The sequence below is a fragment of the Methylorubrum subtropicum genome (assembly GCF_038442325.1).
GTDB classification, from domain to species: Bacteria; Pseudomonadota; Alphaproteobacteria; order Rhizobiales; family Beijerinckiaceae; genus Methylobacterium; species Methylobacterium subtropicum.
The window spans coordinates 16,197-34,552 of the sequence record NZ_JBBXMW010000010.1; the positions used below are offsets into that span (position 1 = coordinate 16,197).

Sequence of the window (18,356 nt, forward strand, 5' to 3'; positions counted from 1 at the left end):
AGGTGGTTTCCGGCTTTCGGGACGATGCGGCACAAGAGCCTAGACGGCTTGTTTCAACCGGTCGGCGACCCGGAAGGCGTTCGCCTGGATGGTCAGCGTCGGGTTGGCGCCGCCCGAGGTCGGCATGAACGAGCCGTCCGTGACGTAGAGGTTGTCGAATCCCCACATGCGGCAATCCGGATCGAGGACGGAGTCGGTCTCGTCGGTTCCGAAGCGCATGCCGCCGAGGATGTGGTTGGCGATCCGCACGCCGTTGCCGTAGACGGACCCGTACTCGGAATCGGTCGGCTTGATGTCCTTGATGCCGCTGTTCTCGGCGCCCTTGAGGAGGATATTCTTGCAGATGTCGGCCATGACATTCATGACGTGACCGTCATGGGAGTGCCACTGCTTGATGATGTGCGCCGACTTGCGGTTCCACTTGTCGCGGACAGGGTGCAGTTCGATCCGGTTGGTCAGCCGCGGAATCTGATTGGCCATGAAGCTGACCGACAGGCGCGTGCCGAAGTCATGGTCGAGCCACGTGCGCATGGCGCCCTCGCGCCGGCCCGTCTCGCGCATGAAGCCGCTCCAATTGGTGTCGAGGTCGGCGCTCTGGTCGTTGCGGGCAAGGGTGACCGGCAGGCACTGGTCCGAGGTGTTGTTGTAGATGACGCCGCCGGCCCACATCCCGTTCGCGTCGAGGAATTCCGCGCCGGCGCATCCGTCGGTGGCGTAGTCGCTGTCGAGCGAGATCGACTTGTCGTAGCGCCGTCCGGTCAACGCGGTCTCGGCGCCGCCGAAGGCATGCGTCAGGAAGAAGCGCCCGAGCAGGCTGCCGTCCTCGCCGTAGCGGGCGCGGCGTCCGAAGCCGGTCGGGTCGTGCTCGCAGGACAGCATCATCAGCCGGATCGATTCCACCGCCGAGCAGGCGACGACCACGACCTTGCCGGAAACGGTCTTCGTCCGGCCGCTCTCGTCGCGGAAGTGGACGCGATCGACCTTCGCGCCGCTGGCTTCCAGATGCGTGACGGCGGCGTTCGGCAGGAGTCGCAGGAACGGGCCCGCCTGAGGATCCTTGAGCGTCGGGCGCAGCAGCGAGACCCAGGTGTTGGATTTGTAGCCGAGCGGATCGCCGTAGCGGTTCACGTAACCGACGCGGGGTTCGCCGGCCTTGCGACCGCTGGGTGCGTGATCCTCGGTGATCACGGCGAGCGGCGTGCGGTACGTCGCCAGCCCCAGCGCCGCCATGCCCTGCCGGGCCACCTCGCTGATCGGGTTGGCCGCGAGCGGCTTCTGGTAATTGTTCGTTCCGAAAGACTTGCCCTGCCCCTGAGCGGTGCCGTTGATGCCGACGAGACGCTCGGCCTTCTCGTAGTAGGGCAGAAACGCGTCGTAACCGATCGGCCAATCCCTGACATGGTCGAGGGTATCGCCGGGATCGTCCTTGAGCGTGCGGCCCTCGTTGGCCGTCCGGAGCCGGAAGTCGCGCTCGGTGAACCGCAGCGACACGGCGCCGTAGAGTTGGGTCCCGCCTCCGACGACCTGCGCGGTGTAGCCCTCGACGGTCACCGTCGACTTGTTCTGAGGCTTATCGGGATCGGAATAGATATGCGGCTCGTCGTTGAGGTCCGGCTCGACGTGGCTGCCGTAGAAGGAGGCGTTGGTGTTCGCCATGCCCGGAATGGTGATGATGCGCTCGGGCCCGGCGTTGAACATCTCGTCCCGCTTGAAGTCGCTGAGCGCGAACGGCCCGCGGTCGTCGTCGCCCTGGGTCCTGAGCAGCGGTCCCTTCTCCAGCACGAGGACTCTCATCCCGCTGCGGGCAAGCTCGTAGGCGATCGGCGCGCCCCCTGCCCCGCTTCCGATCACGACGACATCGAACTCGGCTTCCATGTCGATTTCCCCCGATCAACGCAGGCCAACACAGATCAACCCAGATATTCGGTGCTCTGTCCGTAGGGGCGCTCGATCGTGCGCTGCCAGTCGAAGGCCGTCGTCGGCGGCAAGGCCGGGTCGGTCACGCGGTAGCTGTCGGCGAGATAGGCCCAGGTCATCGCGCCGAAGTTGCCGCCGTACTTCGGATGGCAGAACGCCCCGGTCCACGCGTGCCGCCTGAGCAGGTTCACGAAGTAGGTCGGGTTGTCGTAGCGGTTCAGATCCCATCCATCGGCGACGAGAGCGCTCCAGGGGGTGCCGGCCGACATATCCTCGTAAAGCTTGTTGTAGCCGACGGCGGGCCGCTGATCGCCGGGCGAGCGGCTCGCGTCGCTCGGAATCCGCTCGACCGCGATGCCGGGGAACCGGCGGCGCAGCACCTGCGCGATCATGTCGAGGCAGGTCCGGTAGCCCGGAAGATGGTGCCGCTCCTCACGGGCCAGGATCTTGTCGATGTAGTTTGCAGCGCCGACCGAAACGTCCAGACGATGCAGGTTCGGAATCTGCGCGGTTGCGGCGCCGCGTTCGAGGAAGATGCGGGCCTGCTCGTCCTCGAACGGCAGGATCTGGCGAACCAAGCGATCGAGAAGCGTGAACTCCCAGCGTTCCAGGACCACCGTTTCCTGGTACTCCCAGGTGAAGAACGACGACCAGACGCTGCCGTCCGAATGCTGGAAAAGTTGCGGGTTGACCGGATCGAGGACGGGCGATCCGTCGATGAGGAAGCGGTAGCGATGGCGCTGACCGCGCCCGACCATCAGGGTCACCGCGTGGTACAGCGTGTCGCCGACCCGCTTCATCTCGATCGGTCGATTGAGCGCGCCCGCGGTCGTGACCAGCGCGACGGCACCGAACCGGGGGCCGTCGTTCGCCTCCTTGAGCACGAAGGTGACGTCGTTGAAGTCCATGTAAGCGCCGCTCTCGAACTCCTCGCGTGAACTCGGCTCATGCGCATCAACGACCGGGAAGCGCCAAGCATCGCTGATGCGCGCGCGCTCGTGTTCGGCCTCCAAGCCAAAGTAGGAATGCCTGGGCTCACGATTGTCGCGCGCGAGGAAGCGCGCGCAATGGTTCAATACGTATTCGTCGCTTTTATCAACCAATCTTGCTCGCATTGCCATGACCTCATTTTGGATCAAAGCCTGACAAAACAACATGAACGATCGAATCTGATGCTTTCGACTTAAACCGTTGTCGCCGGCTGCCGTCAATCTGTTTTTTCGGACTCAGACCTCGCAAATGGTCATTTCCGGGAAGCCAGCTATGCTGACCAAACGCGGCCATAAAGAGCGCCGAACATGACTTGGAGCATCGTCCCGAAAGGTGGTTTCCGGCCTTCGGACAAAGACGATGCGGCACGGAAATTGAGAGCATCGTCCTGGATCCGATATCCAGGACGATGCTCTGGAGCGCTTTCCGACGCAGTGGGCACCGGTTCGTCGTAAGAAGGCGCGGTCGCCGATCGCGCCGCGCCGCACGCTCGGGCCGGAACACTTCCCGCGGTGCGAGGTAGTGGGAGCAAAGGCCGGCGCGATGCCGGCCGCCCACGCCCGCTTCCGGAAAAGGCCACACCATGCTCTTCACCGAGATCGTCAGCGCGCTCGGCCTCGGCATCCTCGCCGTGGATGTCGAGGAGACCCTCGACACGTATCTCTGAATCCCGAGCGGGCGCGGCGGTCCGCCGTGCCCGCCGACACCGGCCCCGCGGAGGTTTTCCATGACCGACACGACGAAGCGGCCCGACGGCGACGAGCGGCGGGATTTTCCCGAGGCGCCGGATCGTCCGCGCCTGACCCCGCAGGGACATGCCAGCGGGACCGCCTCAGGGGAAGACAGCACCGACCCGCAGGGCGGGGCCAAGGAGGGACAGGGCGACAAGGCGGAGGGCGCGTAGCCCGGGAAGGCGCGCCGCTCCGAACCGTTCGGCCGCGCGCTTATAGGGCCGTCGCGGCCCGGCCTGCGACCGCCTGCGCGGCAGAGCGGACCAGCCGCAGTTCCTCCCGGTAATCGCGGTGCGCGCGGATGGCCGTCTCCAGGGCGCGGCAACGGGCGGCGAGGGGCTCGAAGCCCAGGCTTCCGGCCGCGGAGATGAGGATGTGCGCCTGTCGCGCCAGCGTCGCGGCGTCGGCGTCGGGAGCGAAGCTCGTCTCCAGCATCGCGATCAGGCGTCCCCGCAGCCGCTCGACGTGATCGGTGCCGATGAGGCGACCGAGTTCGGCCATCGTCTCCGGGTCGGCGGCCCGCTCGGTGACGCCGGGGGCGGACCATGCGCGGCCTGCGGGCGGGCCGCCCTTCACGGAAGGCGGCGCCCAGCCGGAGGTTTTTTTCGAGTGCTCCGGCGCGCCGGGTGGGCGTGACAAAAGGCCGGCGCGGCCGGCCTCGGTCACCGCCACCAGCATCCCCTGCGGGCAGGGCTCGCAGCGCACCAGCCCGGCCTGCGCGAGGGCGAGGACGGCGGCCATCCGGCCGGCGGGGGAATCGCCCGTCTCGTAGGCGAGATCGGCCGCGTCGCGGTTGAGGATCAGGCCGCGATCCGCGACGACGAGGAGCCGGAGCAGGCGGGCGGCGGCGTCGGGGGCGGCCTCCGGCGGGAGCGCAGCGCGGCGCTCGCGGAAGCCGCGGCCGGCCTGCGCCACCGCCGTCCAGGCCTCCGGGTCGCCGACTTGGAAGACGAGGTCGCAGGCGGGCCCTAGGCGCTCGGACAGGGCGACGCTCGGAAGAAGGTTCTGCGGGCCCGACGCACGCAGGCTCCGCAGGGCGGCAAGGCCGGTCTCGTCGGCGACGAGGGCGATGTCGGCCTCGCCCGCGTCCGATACGATCCGGAACGCCTGGGACAGGGCCTCGGCCGGGCCGGCCGCGGTGTCGGAAAGAAGCAGCGCGGCGGGCCGGGCCTTCAGGCCGCGCCGGGCCCAGAGTTCGTCCGCGGGCGCGGACGGAGCCGCGGGGGAATCGCGCCGCGACAGCCGGTCGAGCGTCCCGAACAGGTCGGCCGGGCGCAGCGGCTTGACCAGGATCGCGTCGAACAGCCGGTCGGCGCCGCGGCGCGCGGCGAGGCCGTGGCGGTCGGCGGTGATGCCGACGAGGCGCAGGCGGCCGGCCGGACGCGACAGCTCCTTCATCAGGCGCGCGAGCGCGTAGCCGTCCATCTCGGGCAGGTGATAGTCGATCAGCGCCACGTCGTGCTCGCCCTCGGCGAGCCGGCGCAGGCCCTGGAAGCCGTCGGCGGCGATCTCGACCCGATCGCCGCGGCGCTCGCACAGCGCCCGGATCAGCTCCTGCGAACTCGTGTCGTCCTCGACGAGGAGGATGCTGAGGCCCGTGCGGAGACCGGGCTCCTCGGCGGTCGGTTCGGATTCGGCGGAGGGGGGAGGCAGGGACGACATCGCATTCAAGGCCGCGGGCGGAAAAGATCGGTCGCGGGGCCGCGCAGGGCCTCGGGCGGAAGGTCGAGGGCGGGCCGCGCCGAGGGCTCCGGCGCCGCCGCACCATGGACGGTCGCGGCAGCCGCGGCGAGGGCGGAGCGCGGAGCGGGCTCGACATCGGCCCCGAGATAGCGCCGCCCGGACGTGTCCGGGGCGGGGGCCGGCATGGGGGCGATCACGGGGGCGATCACGGGCGCGGCGGCGGCGACCGGCTGCAGTCTTACGCGACGCGGACGCGGCGTTGCGGCGACCGTTTCACCCTGCCCGGCGGGGACGAGGCGCAGCCGGTCGAAGGCGGCGGCCATGGCGTCGAAGGTGAGGTCGGAGCGGCATAGGCTGAGGCGCAGCGACAGCGGCCGGTCGGCGCCCGCGACGCCGAGGGCCGGCGGCGCCTCGATCCACTGCCACGCGTAGAGGCAGCGTCGGCCGTCCCCATCGCGGCCGATCGCCAGACCGTAGGGGCCGTAGGCGTTCCGCGCGGGCCGCGTCACGACCTCCATGGCGACGCCCGGCAGCGCGGCGGCCAGCTCGTCGCGGATGCCGTCCCGCGTCGGCTTCGGCGGCAGATCGGGCGAGGCGGCGCCCTCACCCGCCCACGCGGCGACGAGGCGGGCCGTTCCGCCGGGGCTCGCGAACGTCACCCGTTGGGCGATGCCCTCGGGGCGCTCGCTCGCTTGAATCTGCGACGGGCGGCCGATCCAGTGCGGGAGGATCGCCACGGCGTGCCGGTCGAGGGGGCGGGCGACGGCATCGCGGCCGGCCGCGAATCCGGCGTCGAGGCTGGCGTAGCGGGGCGCGGCGAGGACGGCCGTGTCGCGGCTCTGGCAGGCGCCGAGCAGGGCGAGCGGGAGGGCGAGGCAAGGCAGGAGCGGGCGGATCACGGGCGGTTCTCTTGACGGGCGGGCGGGCGGCGGATCGATCCGGTGCGGTCGGCGTCGAGGGGTTGTGGGGCGGCCTCGGTCGGGGCCTTCAGGCGCTCGTCCGACCAGAGCGAGCCGAGGGGGGCGGGTTTCTCGGCCGCGGTCGGGCTGCTCGGGCCATCCTCGCCGTTCCAGGCGGGTTTCAGCGCGAAGCCGAAGCGCTCGTAGGGCATCGGGCCGACGCCGGGGACGCGGCGGGCGATGGTGGGCGTCCGGGCGGAGGCCTTCTGCGCCGGAAGCGGCGGATCGGCCATGCCGGTGGGGGCGACGCGCAGGTCGTTCTCCATCGCGACCGCGACCGGGAACTGGCTGCGCGCGATTTTCGGGAGCGTGACGTCCGGCGCCACGACCTCCTCGGCGGAGGGGACGCGCCCGGCCGGGGCGCGGGCGTCGAGGGTGAGCCAGGCGGAGGCGGGCGTGGAGGCCGGTTTGGCGGCCTGCTCGGGGTGCGGCCCGCACGGGGTCGGGCGGTCGCCGGTGCGGAACAGGAGATCGACCACCTTGGGAAACAGGCCGTCGTAGCGGTTCACGATATCGAGAAACGCCTTCTCCTGGCGCAGGCGCCGCAGGGTCAGGGCGTAGCCGTAGACGGTGGCCTCCTTCGGGAACCACGCGACCGCGCGCCGGAACCAGCCGAGCGCCGTGTCGAACTGGCAGTTGTTGTAGGCGTACCACGCCAGCGCCTGCGCGCCCTCGCCGGAGGCGACGGACGCCGTGACCTGGGCGTAGCGCCGCAGCCGCTCGGCCTCGATCGGCGGCGGGTTCGTTCGCGTGAGGTCGGCCTCCAGCAGGTCGATGAACAGCAGGGTGTTGTTCACCAGCGGCTCGCGCCACGCATAGGCGACCTCCTCGGCCTCCCGGCGGTAGCCGAGCCGGTCGAGGGTGTGGGCGAGGCCGTGGGCCACCATGGCGTCGCCGGCGCGAGACATCGCCCGCTTGAACCATGTCAGCGCGGTCGGGAAATCGCGGCGCTTGAACGCGAGCCACGCCACCAGGGCCGGCTGGTTCGCGTCGCTCGCGGCCTCGGCGTAGGTCTCGAACGCCGCGAGGTCGTCGGGGGGAACGGTCTGGCCCGCCTCGTCGTGCAAAACGGCCGCGATGCGCCCGCGGGTCAGGTCGATGCGGATCGGGGCGCGCTCCCCCGCCGAGGCGAGGTCGGCGAGGCGGTCGATCTCGGCCATGGGCAGGAAGGCCATCGCCCGCAGCAGCACCGCGCGGCGGGCCTCGCCCTCGGCCGCCGGCATCAGCCGCCGCAGCAGGGCGACAGCCTCCGCGGCGCGCTCGGTGCGGCCGAACGCTTCGGCGATCGCCAGCGTCAGATCGAGGTCGCCGGGTTCGACCTCGGCCCGGCGGCGCTCGACGGTTGCCGCGAGATCGGCCCAGCGCTTCGCCTTGGCGAGCGCCAGGACGGTGCGGCGCAGCTCGCGGCGCACGATCGCGCGGGTCAGCGCCGCGGAGGGCTTCCAGCCGGGCTCGGTGCGGGCGCGCTCCGTCAGTGCGACTTGCAACTCAGCGAGGCGGTCCACTGACAAAAAATCCCAGAGCGGGCCTTCGTCCTCGCCGCCGGGCTCGGCGGTCCAGAGGTCGGCGGGGGGCTGCCAGCCCGGATGCAGGCGGCGCAGGCGCGCGCTCTCGGCGGCGACCCGCGCCTCCTGCTTCTGCGCGGCGTAGTAGCGGAGCGCCGTCTCGTCGGGCCGGCTGGCCGCGGGCTGCGCGAGGGCGGACGCGACACCGAGCGCCGGAAGAAGCGCCAAAATCAACGCGGCGCGCATGCGGAAAACCTCGTGCGGAGCGCGGCGAGCGCCAGCAGGTGCAGGGTGAGGGGGTAGTAGTTCTGCTCCGCCCGCGGGGTGCGGAGCGCGGCCGGGAACGGCGTGCCGCGGGCGGCGCAGGCGGCGAGCGCGGGCAACGCGGCGTAGCTCGGCTCGACGAGGCGGTCGCTGACCGCGCCCGTCGCGATGTCGGCGAGCGCCGGCCCGGCCTTGCCCTCCCAGAGCGTCAGGAAGGGGGCGTAGAGATCGGGCTCGCTCACGCCGGCCATGGCGAGATAGAGCGGGATGCGGATCGCGTTGTAGGAGAATTGCGCGGGAAACCCGTCCGCCGGGCGCGGGGCCGGGCCACCGAGCGAGACCCAGTCGCTCGGCAAGCGCGCCGGTCCGAACCGCGCGGCGGCGATCAGGCGGCGTCCGCTGCGCGCCAGGCCGGCCCAGTCGAATTCCGGGGCGAGCCCGGCGACGCGGTCGAAGGCCGGAAACACCCAGTAGGACAGGTTGACCACGGGGCCGTCGGCCCGGTCCTCGGCGGAGAAGCCGGACAGGCCGGGCAGCAGCAGCGGCCCATGCGCGGCGCGCGGCAGGATCAACTTGCGGCCGAGTTCGACCGCGATGCGCCGACCCGCGACCCGATGGGAGGGCTCGCCCCAGGCCTGCACCGCCTCGGCCAGGGCCCAGGTGACCAGAAGGTCGCCGTCGGAGGCGTTGTTCAGGTCGGCCACCGCCGGGCGCCGCTCCGGCTCCCAGCGCCACGCGAGCAACTGGTCGTCGCGCACCATCAGGTTGGCCCGCGTCCAGGTCCAGATCCGCTCGAAGGTCGCGCGGTCGTCGGCGGCGACCGCGAGCAGCATGCCGTAGCCCTGGCCCTCCGAATGGCTGATGCCGCCGTTGCCGGTATCGACCACGCGGCCCTGCGGGGTGACGAAGCGCTCGCGATAGGCGCGCCAGCCCTCCACGCCGGCGAGCGAGCCGGCGAAGGCGACGGCCGGCTCGGCACGGGCCGGATGATGCGCGGCAAGGCCGAGCATCAGGGCAAAAATCGCAAAAAACCTCATGACGACCTCCGGCCGAGCTGGCGCACGAGGAGGCGCGAGGAGCCGGCGAGGCAGGCCGCGACGAGGAGGGCGGCGAGCCCGTAGAAGCCGGCGTTGAGCGAGAGCCATCCGGCCAGCACGCGGCGGAGGTTGGCGAGCGAGGGCGGGGCGGTCGGCACGTAGCGCGGTGCTTCGGCGGCCCGCACGACGACGGTGCCGTCGACGGCCGAGAGCATGGCGAGCCGCCCCTGCGGCCGGCTCCACACCCGCGGATGGACGAGGCAATCCACCGCCTCGCGGAGCGCGGCGGGGCTCGGCGCCGTGACGAGGGTGAGGAGGTCGTCGGTTTGCGGGCCGGTCACCGCCTGCGCCAGCACGGCGGAGGCGCCGCCGAGATCGGGTGCCGCCTCGGCGGACGCGTCGGGTGCAGCCGGGCGGGGCGCGCGGCAGGCGGCGATGCCGTCCTGGCGCAGCGCCCGGCGGCGGGCAGCGGGCGTGGCCGCGGCGGCGGCCATGGCCTCGCGGCCGGTCCAGGCCTCGCGCAGGGCCTGCGGATCGAGGCCGGCGGCCGTGACGGTGGCCGGATCGAGCAGGCGGGCCGGGGCGACCATCACGGTCGGGCCGTCCGCGCTGCCGCGCCCGGCCGCGAAGGTGAACGGGATCGGCCGCCCCGCCGCCACGGCGAGCCGGGCCGCGACGGTCGCGGCGGCGGCCATGCTGTCGCGGTCGGGCGCCGGAACCGCGAGCGTCGGGCGGCGCGCGCCCTCCGCGTAGGGAAAGCCGGCCTCCAGCGAGGAGGCGAGTTCGGGCTGGCGGGCGATCCGGGCGAGCGGCGGGATCGTGAGCCGGGTGCTCGCCGCGAGACGCAGCCGCTCGGGGGCGGCGGCGTGGTCGGTGCAGGCGGCGTCCTGCGCCCGCGGCAGCTCGGCCAGGATCGTCATATGGTTGAGGCCGGGCCGCAGCAGCCGCAGCGGCAGCAGGACCGTGCGGCGGGCAAAGCTCTCGCCCCGCGGCTTGGCGAGCGGCGTGCTACCGGCGCTGGCCCCGTTGATCTCGACGCTGATGCGGGCCTCCGGATCGAGCCCGGCCGCGTAGGCGCCGTCGAGATCGAGCGTCAGCCGGTCGTAATCGGCCGCCAGGGTGTCGTGGGGCAGCGCGAGATCGAACGCGATGCGGTGGCTGCGGGCGCTGATGCGCTGGTCGGCGAAACCGAGATCGGCCAGCGTCAGGGCGACGCCGCCCTCGACCGGGCGGCCCTCGGCTTCCGCGAGCGCCCGCAGGCCCGCCGGGGTGCCGGGCGGCGCGGCCCCGCGGCGGCGGGCGAGTTCGGCCAAGGCCGCATCGACCTCCGCCTCGTCGCGGCCGGTGGCGACGAGGGTCGCGGCGCGTCCGTTCGCAGCGGGCAGCAGCGCCAGCACCGGACCGGTGACGGCCCCAAGGCTCGACAGATCGATCGTTTCCGCGAGTTCGCCCGCGGGGGCCGCCGCCAGCGCGAGGCCGTCGCCTTCCGTCTTCGTGACGAACTGCGCCCGCGGCTGGCCGAAGCGCCCGGCGAGCACCGTCGCCTGGAGTGCCGCGAGCAGGTGCTCGACCCCGCGGGCGGAGAGCCGCCCGCCGGCCTGGATCAGGCGGATCGGCATGGCGCCGTCGGCGGCAAGCGGAAAGGCCGCGAGGTCGTCGAGGCCGGGCAGAACCTCGGCGGCGGGCAGGAAGCCGGTCGTGTCGCGGTCGATCTGGGTCCACAGCTCGTAGGTGGCGGCGACCGAGCAATCGACCCGATGGCGCTGGACCACGCCGACCCGCACCGCGTTGACGCCGCGGGCGAGGAGCCCCGGCGGCACGTCGAAGGCGACGGCACGCGGCTCGCGGGCGCCGTCGATGGCGACGGCGCCGACCTCGGTGCCGTTGACCGAGACGGTGAGGGTCGAGGCCTCGGGCAGTACCGAGATCGCCGAGAGGTAGCCGAGCTGGAAGCGCCCGCCGGCGCGGGCCTCGGCCTCCGTCACGGTGAGCGGGAGCGTGACCGCGCCGTTCTCGCCCGCGAGCCGCAGGGAGGCGGCGACCGAGCCCGGTCGGCGGAGCGCGGGCGCCGAACGGGCGGGGGCTTCGGCCGCGGCGTCCCGGCCGGGGGCCTGCGGCAGCAGCATCGGCCGGGCCGGGCCGTAGCCCGAAAAGCTCTGCGCGGCGGCGGCGGTGCCGCCCAGCAGGGCGAGGACGAGGGGAAGGGCAAAGCGCATCGCGGACATCTCAGGCGACCCGCCGCATGGCGGCGCCGCGGGAGGCCGGATCGCGCCGCTCGCTCGGCAGCTCCGGCGCGGGTTGGGCTTCCGGCACGGTGAGGATGGCGGCGGCGGGGCTCGCCGTCGCCGGGGTGTGCCGGCCCGCCTCGATCCTGCGCTCGGCGGCGGCGAGCGCGGCGATGCAGGCCCGCCATTCCGCGGGCTCGAACCCGGTGACGACCATGCCGGCCGGAAGAGCTTCCCGCTTGCGCAGGGCCTCGACCGCCTCGCGCCACGCCTCGGCCGTGAAGGGCACGGGCGGTTCGGCCGTCGCTTCGGCCTGCATGGCGGCTTGTGGGACGGCTTGCGGCTCGACCGGCAGGATCGCGGGGATAGACGCTTGTATCGTCTCGCGCTCCGCGATCACGGCCTCGGCGGGCATGGGCAGCGCTGCGGCGGGGGTGAGCGGGAGGGCGTCCGCCGTCCGGTGGCGCAGGGCCGCGACGGCGTAGGCGGCGGCGCGGACCGGCTCGGTGAGACCCCAGCCGAGCAGCCGAAGCGAGCCCGTCAGCAGGTTCTCGTGCCGCCGCCGGCCGGCGAGGAAGGCGCGCAGGGGCGCCGGATCGCCGTAGATCAGGTCGGCCAGGGTGAAGGCGGCGGCGGGCGTCAGCGCCTCGACCGTCACGGTGAGGCGATCCCCGGTGCCGCTCGGGCAGGCGACGGTGAGGGGCGCGGGCAACGGGCGGCCGGGGACGGGTTCGAGGGTCAGGGTGCCGGAGGCCGGGGCGCGGGCACCCCAGGCGGCGCCGTCGCGGCGGCGCAGGATGCAGGCGCCCGAGGCCGCCCGCTCGACCGTGACCGCGATCGCCTCGGGCCCGAGATCGAGCCGGGCGGACCGGGCGGTCGGCAGGCTCGCATGGGTCTCGCTCCGGCGCCGCTCGGCCACGACCCCCAGCGCCGCGCCCGCGACGACGAGGTTGAACAGACACCACAGCCCGACCACGAGCATCAGGCTGGTGACGCCGGGCTCGTAGAGGTAGCGCCACGCCGCCGTGGCGCAGCCCGCCGCCAGCAGGCCGAAGATCGCGAAATAGGGGCCGGCGAGCGCGGAGAGGCGGTCGCCGTCGAGGCTCGCGCCCTTGTTCGTCACGTTGAAATGGGGTTTGCGCGGCGAGATCAGCACCGAGGCGATGGAGCGGATCAGGTAGACGCCCTGGACGTATTCGTAGAGTTCCGACACCCACGGCCAGCGCAGGCGGCCGTAGAGGTAGTTCTGCATCATCATGTTGGCGACGACGTAGGTCGCCGTGAAGGCCACGGCCTCGTCGATCGAGGCGACGAAGATCTTCACGTCGAAGAAGATGTGCAGCAGCGGCGCCAGCATGAAGATCAGGCGCGGCAGGGGAAAGAACCAGAACGCCATGCTCGACAGGTAGGACAGGCGCTGGATCGCCCCGAGGCCCGGCTTCGCCAGCGGGTTCTTGAGGATCAGGATCTGGAACATGCCCTGGCACCAGCGGGCGCGCTGGCCGATGAAGTCGGCGAAGGTGTCGGGCTGCAGGCCGGCGATCAGCGGCTTGTCCACGTAGGCGCTGGTCCACCCGCGGGCATGCAGCTCGAAGGCGGTCTCGCAATCCTCGGTGATGGTGACGCCGGAGAAGCCGCCGACCTCGTCCAGCGCCTTGCGCCGCAGCAGCGCCGCCGAGCCGCAGAAGAACGAGGCGTTCCACTTGTCGAGGCCGCGCTGGGTCAGCCCGTAGAACATCTCGTTCTCGGACGGCATCCGGCCGAAGGTGCGCAGGTTCCGCTCGACCGGGTCCGGGTTGAGGAAGACGTGCGGGGTCTGGACGAGGAAGAGCTTCGGATCGGTGGAAAACAGCCCGACCGTCTCGCGCAGGAACGGGCGGAACGGGGCGTGGTCGGCATCCAACACCAGCACCAGCTCACCGGACGCGGCGGCGAGCCCGGCATTGAGGTTGCCGGCCTTGGCGTGCTCGTTCCTGGCCCTCGCGAGGTAGCGGACGCCGAGATCGGCGCAGAGGGCTTGCAGACTCGCCCGGCGCTCGCGCGCAGCGGCGGCGCGGGCCGGGTCGGGGTCGGCGCATTTCTGGTCGGTGCCGCCGTCGTCGAGGAGCCACACCGTGACGCGCTCGGCCGGGTAGTCGAGCCGGCGGGCGGCGGCGAGCGTCAGCGCGAGGATCTCGGCGGGCTCGTTGTAGCTCGGGACGAAGACATCGACGGTGGGGAGCGCGGCGTCGGGCAGGAGCGGCGCCGCCGGGCGCTCCAGCGGGTCGGCGTTGACGATCAGGCTGACCGTGAGGATCAGTACGCAGTAGAGTTCGGCCGCCAGCAGCACGAGCCCGAGGCCGAGGCCCACCGGATCGTCGAGGCCGGGCAGCGTGCCGGCGAGCCGCCAGTAGAGGTAGCGGCCGACCACCAGCATCGCCAGCGCGATGAAGGCCATCCGCGGCAGGCCGCGGGGCGGGCACAGCAGCCACAGCGCCAGCATGCCACCGCAGGCCGCCGCGCACAGCGCGAGCTGGGCGTCCGGCGCCACCGGCTGGGCGACGAGGGCCAGCGCCAGGGCGGCGCTGACGCCCCAGGCGGCCCAGGTGAGGGCGAGGGTGCGGCGGGGGGCGGCCATCAGAAGCCCGTCCGCAGATCGACGGTGGTGTAGAGCCCGCCCTTGCGGGCGTGGTCGTGGAGGTAGCCCGCCGACAGCCCGAGCTGCATCGCCCCGAAGGTCAGGCCCGACAGGTGCACGCCCGCGCGCCACTGCCGGTAATAGTCGTCGCCGAGCAGCGCGAATTCCGGCCCGACGTAACCGCCGGCAAACGCCGCGATGCCGCCGCGCAGACGCCCGTAATAGGCGTTGAACGCGGTCGAGTAGGTGCCGGTCGCGTGGATCATCGTGACGGCGGTCGGCCGGGCGTAGTAGTCGAGCGCGGCCTTGAGCCCGACCGCGACCGTCTCCGTGGGCGTGTCCGCATCGAACCGCGACAGCGCGTTGCGGCGCAGGTTCAGCCCGACGAAGCCCGAGAGCACGGCGTCCCGGCTCGCCCAGGCATAGCCCGCCATGGCGGCGATCTCGGCCTGGTCGCCGAGCGCGTCATTCTTGCCCCCGTTGCCGGCCCGGTACGAGCCGATCAGCCCGTCGAGGCGCACCCGCGGCCCGCTGACCGTGAGGTCGTCCCGCGGCGCCGCCGTCAGCGTGGCGGACGCGAACTGCGAGCCCTGCGAGGACAGCGTGGCCGAGGCATCGACCGCCACGATCCAGGCGTCGCGCTCCGCGGGCGTGACCGCCCCGGTGTACCAATCGGCCGCGCACGCGGCACCGCTCGCGCCGACGGCCATCGCCGCGGCACAGCCGAGAACTGAAGAATGCATGTCGGAACGCCACCTGACCTGCGTGACGCGCCGAAAATCGAGCCTGCGGCCTTAACGGGACCTTGCCGACAAGCCTCCAATCCACGGGACCGGGGAGCTAGCCCGGAGCGGCAAACGGCCTAGGCCCTCCGATAGAACTCGACCTCCGGCGCCGTGCCCTGACGCACGGCTTCCACGGCGCGATGACGGGTGCCGCCCTGGATCGCCCGGCGGCCTCAGGCGGGTCGTTCCGAAAAAATCGCCTTCTTGACGATGGCGTGGACGCCCCAGTTGCCGTCGACCACCTGGGTGATGCCGAAATCGACCGCGACCGACATCAGCGAGATCGCCTCGTCCTCGGTCAGGCCCTTCGCATGCATCAGGAACTGGCGCATCTTGCGGAAGGCGTCGCGCATGGCGAGGTCGATGGACGACTTCTGGAAGATCGCGCTCTGCGCGTCCGGCCCGAGGTCCTTCAAATAGTTCGGGTAGCTGAAGCCCGAGAGCACCCAGTCGTCCTTGGTCTCGATCATCGGGAAGTCGAGCGCCTCCAGCGAGGTACCGGCGAGGTCCGCCTTCTTGTGCAGGACGAACTGGAAGGTACCGGTAAGCGAGCACTCGATGGCGGTGCCGCACAGTTCGGAATCGCCCTGGCTCGCATGGGGATCGCCGACCGAGAACAGGGCGCCCGGCACCGCCACGGGGTAGTAGAGCGTCGCGCCCTTGCCGATGCGCCAGTTGTCGATGTTGCCGCCGGTGTAGCTCGGCGGGATCGAGTTGACGCGCTCGGCCTCGGCCGGCGCCAGCCCCATCGTGCCGAAATGCGGGCGGATCGGCACGCGGATGCCCTTCAGCACGTCGTAGGTGCGCGTCGTCTTCGAATGATCGACCGGCAGGCCGGGATAGTCGATGGTCGGGTGGTCGAGGCCGTTCGGGTCGGTCACGCCGGTCCAGGGGAAGCTGTAGACGGCCTTCGCCCAGTCGCGCCCGCCCGTGGCATCGACCTCGTAGATCGTGATGACCTCGCGTTTCTTGCCTTCCAGCATGTCGTTGTAGTGGAAGCCCCACCACGCCGCCGCGTTGCTGCCGAAGGTCAGGCCCTTGAATTTCGGGTTGGCGGAAGGCCGCGGCGTCACGTCGAGGATGCGCACCTCCAGGACATCGCCGGGCTCGGCCCCGCGGATCGCCACCGGCCCGGTGCAGATATGCACGCCCAGCCCCCCGCCGGGCCCGAGCTTGGCGTCGTCCGGCCCGGCGCCGCGGCGGGCCACACCCTTCTTGTCCTTGGTCCAGAGGAAGACGCTCTCGGCGCCGGGGTCACCGGTCACCATCCGCTCGGCGTCGTCGTTGGCGTGGTGCGTCAGCGTCTCGATGGTGACGAAGTCGCCCGACGCGATCTCGACCTGCGGCGCCAAGTTCTTGGAGAAGTAACCCCAATGCACCGTCTCGGCGGTGGCAGGCAGGTGGTAATGCGCGGCCTTGCCCGTGCCCGCGCCGGCCCCGGCGAGCGCCGGGCTCACCAGCGACAGGCCGCCCGCGGCGATGGCCGCCGCCCCGCCGGTGGCGAGGAAGCCGCTCTTCAGGAAGGCGCGCCGCTCCGGCTCCATGTCGCGCCGGTAGCGCAGGCGGTGCTCGGCGAAGGCGGCACAATGCGGATCGTCACCCAGGCACATTTTTCTCGATCCCTGACGCGGAAAGCCCGGGCGAGCCCCATGCAAGGCTACGGCCACGCTTAGCGCCTGGGGTTCAGGTCTTCTCCGCCGCCTCCCGCTCCGCCTGCTCGACGAAGCGGCGGATCAGCCAGCGGCCGGCGGGGCCGGGCGGCCGGTCGGTGCGGTAGATCGCGGTGAGCGGCAGCCAGTGGCGCTTGGCCTCCGGGATGCGCAGGGCCACGAGCCGACCGGCGGCGAGGTCGGCCTCGACCATGTGGGCCGGCATGCCGCCCCAGCCGATCCCGGCGAGCAGCAGCGTGTGCTTGGTGCTGAGATCCGACAGCCGCCACGTGCGGGTGGCGACGACGCCGAATTCCTGCCCCTCCGACAGCGGCGAGCGGTCGGCGATGACGAGTTGGACATGCTCGCGGGCGCGCCCCGGCGGGCCGCCCTCGACGGCTGCGAGCGGGTGCAAGGGGGCGGCCACCGGCAGCATCTCGACCTCGCCGACGGCGACGGTCTCGATCGGGGCGCCCGCCTGATTCCACAGCTCGACGCTGATGCCGACCTCGGCCTTGCCCGAGACGACGAGCTGCTGGGCCGCGCCCAACGCTTCGACGTTGAGCCGCAGCCCGACCGTGGGGAATTCGGCCTGGAACGCCGTGAGAGCGTCGATGAGCCGGGCGCCCGGCATCAGCACGCTCGTCACCAGCCCGACCTCGGCCTCCAGCCCGCCGAGCAGCCCGCCGACCTTGGCCCGCAGGGCATCGACGCCGTGGGCGACGGTGCGGGCCTCGGCCAGCACCGCGCGCCCGGCCTCCGTCAACTGCGGCTTGCGGGTGGCGAGCCGGTCGAACAGCGGCAGGCCGAGCTGCGCTTCGAGGTTGGCGATGGTGTAGCTGACGACCGAGGTGGCGCGGTTGAGCCGCCGCCCGGCCGCGGCGAAGCTGCCGGCCTCCACCACCGTGAGGAAGACCCGAAGCTGGTCGAGCGTCGGCGTTCCGGGGCCCTGCATGCCGATTCCCTCGAACGATGCGCCGTGCGTGCGCGCAAGGATTCCGGCAAGCAAGGGCGACGCCGACGCGACGAGGCCGGCCCCGCAGGAGCGGGACCGGCCTCGTGAACGCCGGACGTGGGGTTCGGGTTAGCGTACGGCGCGGGTGCCGTGGGTCCGGCCGATCGAGCCCGTGGTCTCGACGCGCTCGACCGTGATCGGGCCGACCGCGTTGCGGTCGAAGCGCTGCTCGTAGCGATACAGGTTGCCGGGGCCGGCCGTACCTTCGAGGCCGCCGGGCGCGGTGGCGGCGGGGATGCCGGCGGGTGCGTTGTAGCTCTGGGCGGAGGCCGCGGAGGACAGGCCGGCGGCCAGCGAGAGGGCGAGGGCGGAAGCGGCGACGAGGCGGGTCATGGGAAACTCCATCGGGTGGGGGGCGGTGACGGCCTGCGGTGCGGTGAAGCCCCGGTCGTCATCTGATGAGGAGAAGATGGCTCCGATCCTCCCTTCGGAAAACCGGAATAAGTTCGAACGAAACGTTCGATGGATTTGAAAAGCGGCCGGTGGCCGAAAGGGCGGTGAAGGGTCAGCGCAGGCGTTCGCCGCGCACCGAACCGGTCGTGACGACGCGCTCAGAGGCGGGCGCATCGCGGCGCTGAACGAAGCGCTCGACGTTGCCGGGCGCCGCGGTGCCGGTGAGGCCGCCGGGGGCGGTCGCGGCGGGGATGCCGGCAGGCGCGTTGAAGCTCTGCGCCAGGGCGGCGGTGGACAGGCCGGCGCCGAGGGCGGCGCCCAACAGGATGCGCGAGATCATGAACCACTCCTCAGGACTCACGATGTCGCCGCGACGGAGATGCGCGGGCAATCGGATGTCCCAAGAACTGAGCACCGGTGCCTTCGGTGGCAACAGCGATTGCTGCAATTCAATGCACAAAGAACGGGCGCGGCGAGGACGGGCCGGAGCAGAGGCCCAGCTTCCGTCAGGAAATCCTCAATGAAAACAATTCACTGCCTGGGGTTTGGCGAATTTCTCGGCCGTGCGCCGATGCTGGCACGCTTC

The 18,356-nt window shown here is 72.0% G+C and carries 14 protein-coding genes; 1 reads left to right on the plus strand and 13 read right to left on the minus strand.

The window, feature by feature from the left end; all coding sequences use genetic code 11:
• Positions 1-39 precede the first annotated feature (39 nt).
• Together AAHG03_RS14965 and AAHG03_RS14970 are read right to left on the minus strand one after the other, a co-directional pair.
• Complete coding sequence (locus tag AAHG03_RS14965) at positions 40-1,875, minus strand: GMC family oxidoreductase (RefSeq protein WP_342151477.1); 1,836 nt, start codon at positions 1,873-1,875, stop codon at positions 40-42.
• Positions 1,876-1,910: 35 nt separating this feature from the next.
• Positions 1,911-3,128 (minus strand): early set domain-containing protein, encoded by a 1,218-nt coding sequence (locus tag AAHG03_RS14970; protein ID WP_342151478.1) that lies wholly within the window; start codon positions 3,126-3,128, stop codon positions 1,911-1,913.
• A 506-nt stretch (positions 3,129-3,634) separates the two neighbouring features.
• Between AAHG03_RS14970 and AAHG03_RS14975 the strand changes: the two genes are divergently transcribed.
• Positions 3,635-3,811: a hypothetical protein gene (locus AAHG03_RS14975; protein ID WP_342151479.1), complete on the plus strand. Its 177-nt coding sequence runs from the start codon at positions 3,635-3,637 to the stop codon at positions 3,809-3,811.
• A gap of 40 nt (positions 3,812-3,851) precedes the next feature.
• On the opposite strand, the gene AAHG03_RS14980 is transcribed toward AAHG03_RS14975, so the two are convergent.
• The 11 genes from AAHG03_RS14980 to AAHG03_RS15030 form a co-directional block, all read right to left on the minus strand.
• Entirely contained in the window at positions 3,852-5,300 is a 1,449-nt protein-coding gene (locus tag AAHG03_RS14980) for a response regulator (protein ID WP_342151480.1), read from the minus strand.
• Between the two features lie 5 nt (positions 5,301-5,305).
• A complete protein-coding gene (gene bcsN / locus AAHG03_RS14985; RefSeq protein ID WP_342151481.1) occupies positions 5,306-6,220 on the minus strand; it encodes a cellulose biosynthesis protein BcsN in 915 nt (304 codons plus the stop codon).
• Positions 6,217-8,031, minus strand: coding sequence for a hypothetical protein (locus tag AAHG03_RS14990; protein WP_342151482.1), 1,815 nt, complete (start codon positions 8,029-8,031; stop codon positions 6,217-6,219). The genes bcsN and AAHG03_RS14990 overlap by 4 nt, the downstream gene beginning before the upstream one ends.
• Positions 8,016-9,086, minus strand: coding sequence for a glycosyl hydrolase family 8 (locus tag AAHG03_RS14995; RefSeq protein WP_342151483.1), 1,071 nt, complete (start codon positions 9,084-9,086; stop codon positions 8,016-8,018). The genes AAHG03_RS14990 and AAHG03_RS14995 overlap by 16 nt, the downstream gene beginning before the upstream one ends.
• Positions 9,083-11,302 carry a cellulose biosynthesis cyclic di-GMP-binding regulatory protein BcsB gene (locus AAHG03_RS15000; RefSeq protein ID WP_342151484.1) on the minus strand — a complete coding sequence of 740 codons (2,220 nt, stop codon included), beginning with the start codon at positions 11,300-11,302 and terminating at the stop codon, positions 9,083-9,085. The genes AAHG03_RS14995 and AAHG03_RS15000 overlap by 4 nt, the downstream gene beginning before the upstream one ends.
• A gap of 10 nt (positions 11,303-11,312) precedes the next feature.
• Positions 11,313-13,928, minus strand: a complete 2,616-nt coding sequence (gene bcsA / locus AAHG03_RS15005; RefSeq protein WP_342151485.1) for a UDP-forming cellulose synthase catalytic subunit — start codon at positions 13,926-13,928, stop codon at positions 11,313-11,315.
• Complete coding sequence (gene bcsS, locus AAHG03_RS15010; RefSeq protein ID WP_342151486.1) at positions 13,928-14,671, minus strand: cellulose biosynthesis protein BcsS; 744 nt, start codon at positions 14,669-14,671, stop codon at positions 13,928-13,930. Before bcsS ends, bcsA begins: the two co-directional genes overlap by 1 nt.
• Before the next feature lie 215 nt (positions 14,672-14,886).
• Entirely contained in the window at positions 14,887-16,323 is a 1,437-nt protein-coding gene (locus AAHG03_RS15015; RefSeq protein ID WP_342151487.1) for an acetamidase/formamidase family protein, read from the minus strand.
• 73 nt (positions 16,324-16,396) lie between these two features.
• A complete protein-coding gene (locus AAHG03_RS15020; RefSeq protein WP_342151488.1) occupies positions 16,397-17,317 on the minus strand; it encodes a LysR family transcriptional regulator in 921 nt (306 codons plus the stop codon).
• Positions 17,318-17,446: 129 nt separating this feature from the next.
• Complete coding sequence (locus AAHG03_RS15025; protein ID WP_342151489.1) at positions 17,447-17,710, minus strand: hypothetical protein; 264 nt, start codon at positions 17,708-17,710, stop codon at positions 17,447-17,449.
• Between the two features lie 172 nt (positions 17,711-17,882).
• Complete coding sequence (locus tag AAHG03_RS15030) at positions 17,883-18,110, minus strand: hypothetical protein (RefSeq protein ID WP_342151490.1); 228 nt, start codon at positions 18,108-18,110, stop codon at positions 17,883-17,885.
• Between the last annotated feature and the right edge of the window lie 246 nt (positions 18,111-18,356).

Coding starts and splice junctions, on each gene's coding strand:
- AAHG03_RS14965 (WP_342151477.1), bottom strand. CDS start 1,875: ATGGAAGCCGAGTTCGATGTCGTCGTGATCGGAAGCGGGGCAGGGGGC.
- AAHG03_RS14975 (WP_342151479.1), top strand. CDS start 3,635: ATGACCGACACGACGAAGCGGCCCGACGGCGACGAGCGGCGGGATTTT.
- AAHG03_RS14980 (WP_342151480.1), bottom strand. CDS start 5,300: ATGTCGTCCCTGCCTCCCCCCTCCGCCGAATCCGAACCGACCGCCGAG.
- AAHG03_RS14990 (WP_342151482.1), bottom strand. CDS start 8,031: ATGCGCGCCGCGTTGATTTTGGCGCTTCTTCCGGCGCTCGGTGTCGCG.
- AAHG03_RS14995 (WP_342151483.1), bottom strand. CDS start 9,086: ATGAGGTTTTTTGCGATTTTTGCCCTGATGCTCGGCCTTGCCGCGCAT.
- AAHG03_RS15000 (WP_342151484.1), bottom strand. CDS start 11,302: ATGCGCTTTGCCCTTCCCCTCGTCCTCGCCCTGCTGGGCGGCACCGCC.
- bcsA (WP_342151485.1), bottom strand. CDS start 13,928: ATGGCCGCCCCCCGCCGCACCCTCGCCCTCACCTGGGCCGCCTGGGGC.
- bcsS (WP_342151486.1), bottom strand. CDS start 14,671: ATGCATTCTTCAGTTCTCGGCTGTGCCGCGGCGATGGCCGTCGGCGCG.
- AAHG03_RS15015 (WP_342151487.1), bottom strand. CDS start 16,323: ATGTGCCTGGGTGACGATCCGCATTGTGCCGCCTTCGCCGAGCACCGC.
- AAHG03_RS15020 (WP_342151488.1), bottom strand. CDS start 17,317: ATGCAGGGCCCCGGAACGCCGACGCTCGACCAGCTTCGGGTCTTCCTC.
- AAHG03_RS15025 (WP_342151489.1), bottom strand. CDS start 17,710: ATGACCCGCCTCGTCGCCGCTTCCGCCCTCGCCCTCTCGCTGGCCGCC.
- AAHG03_RS15030 (WP_342151490.1), bottom strand. CDS start 18,110: ATGATCTCGCGCATCCTGTTGGGCGCCGCCCTCGGCGCCGGCCTGTCC.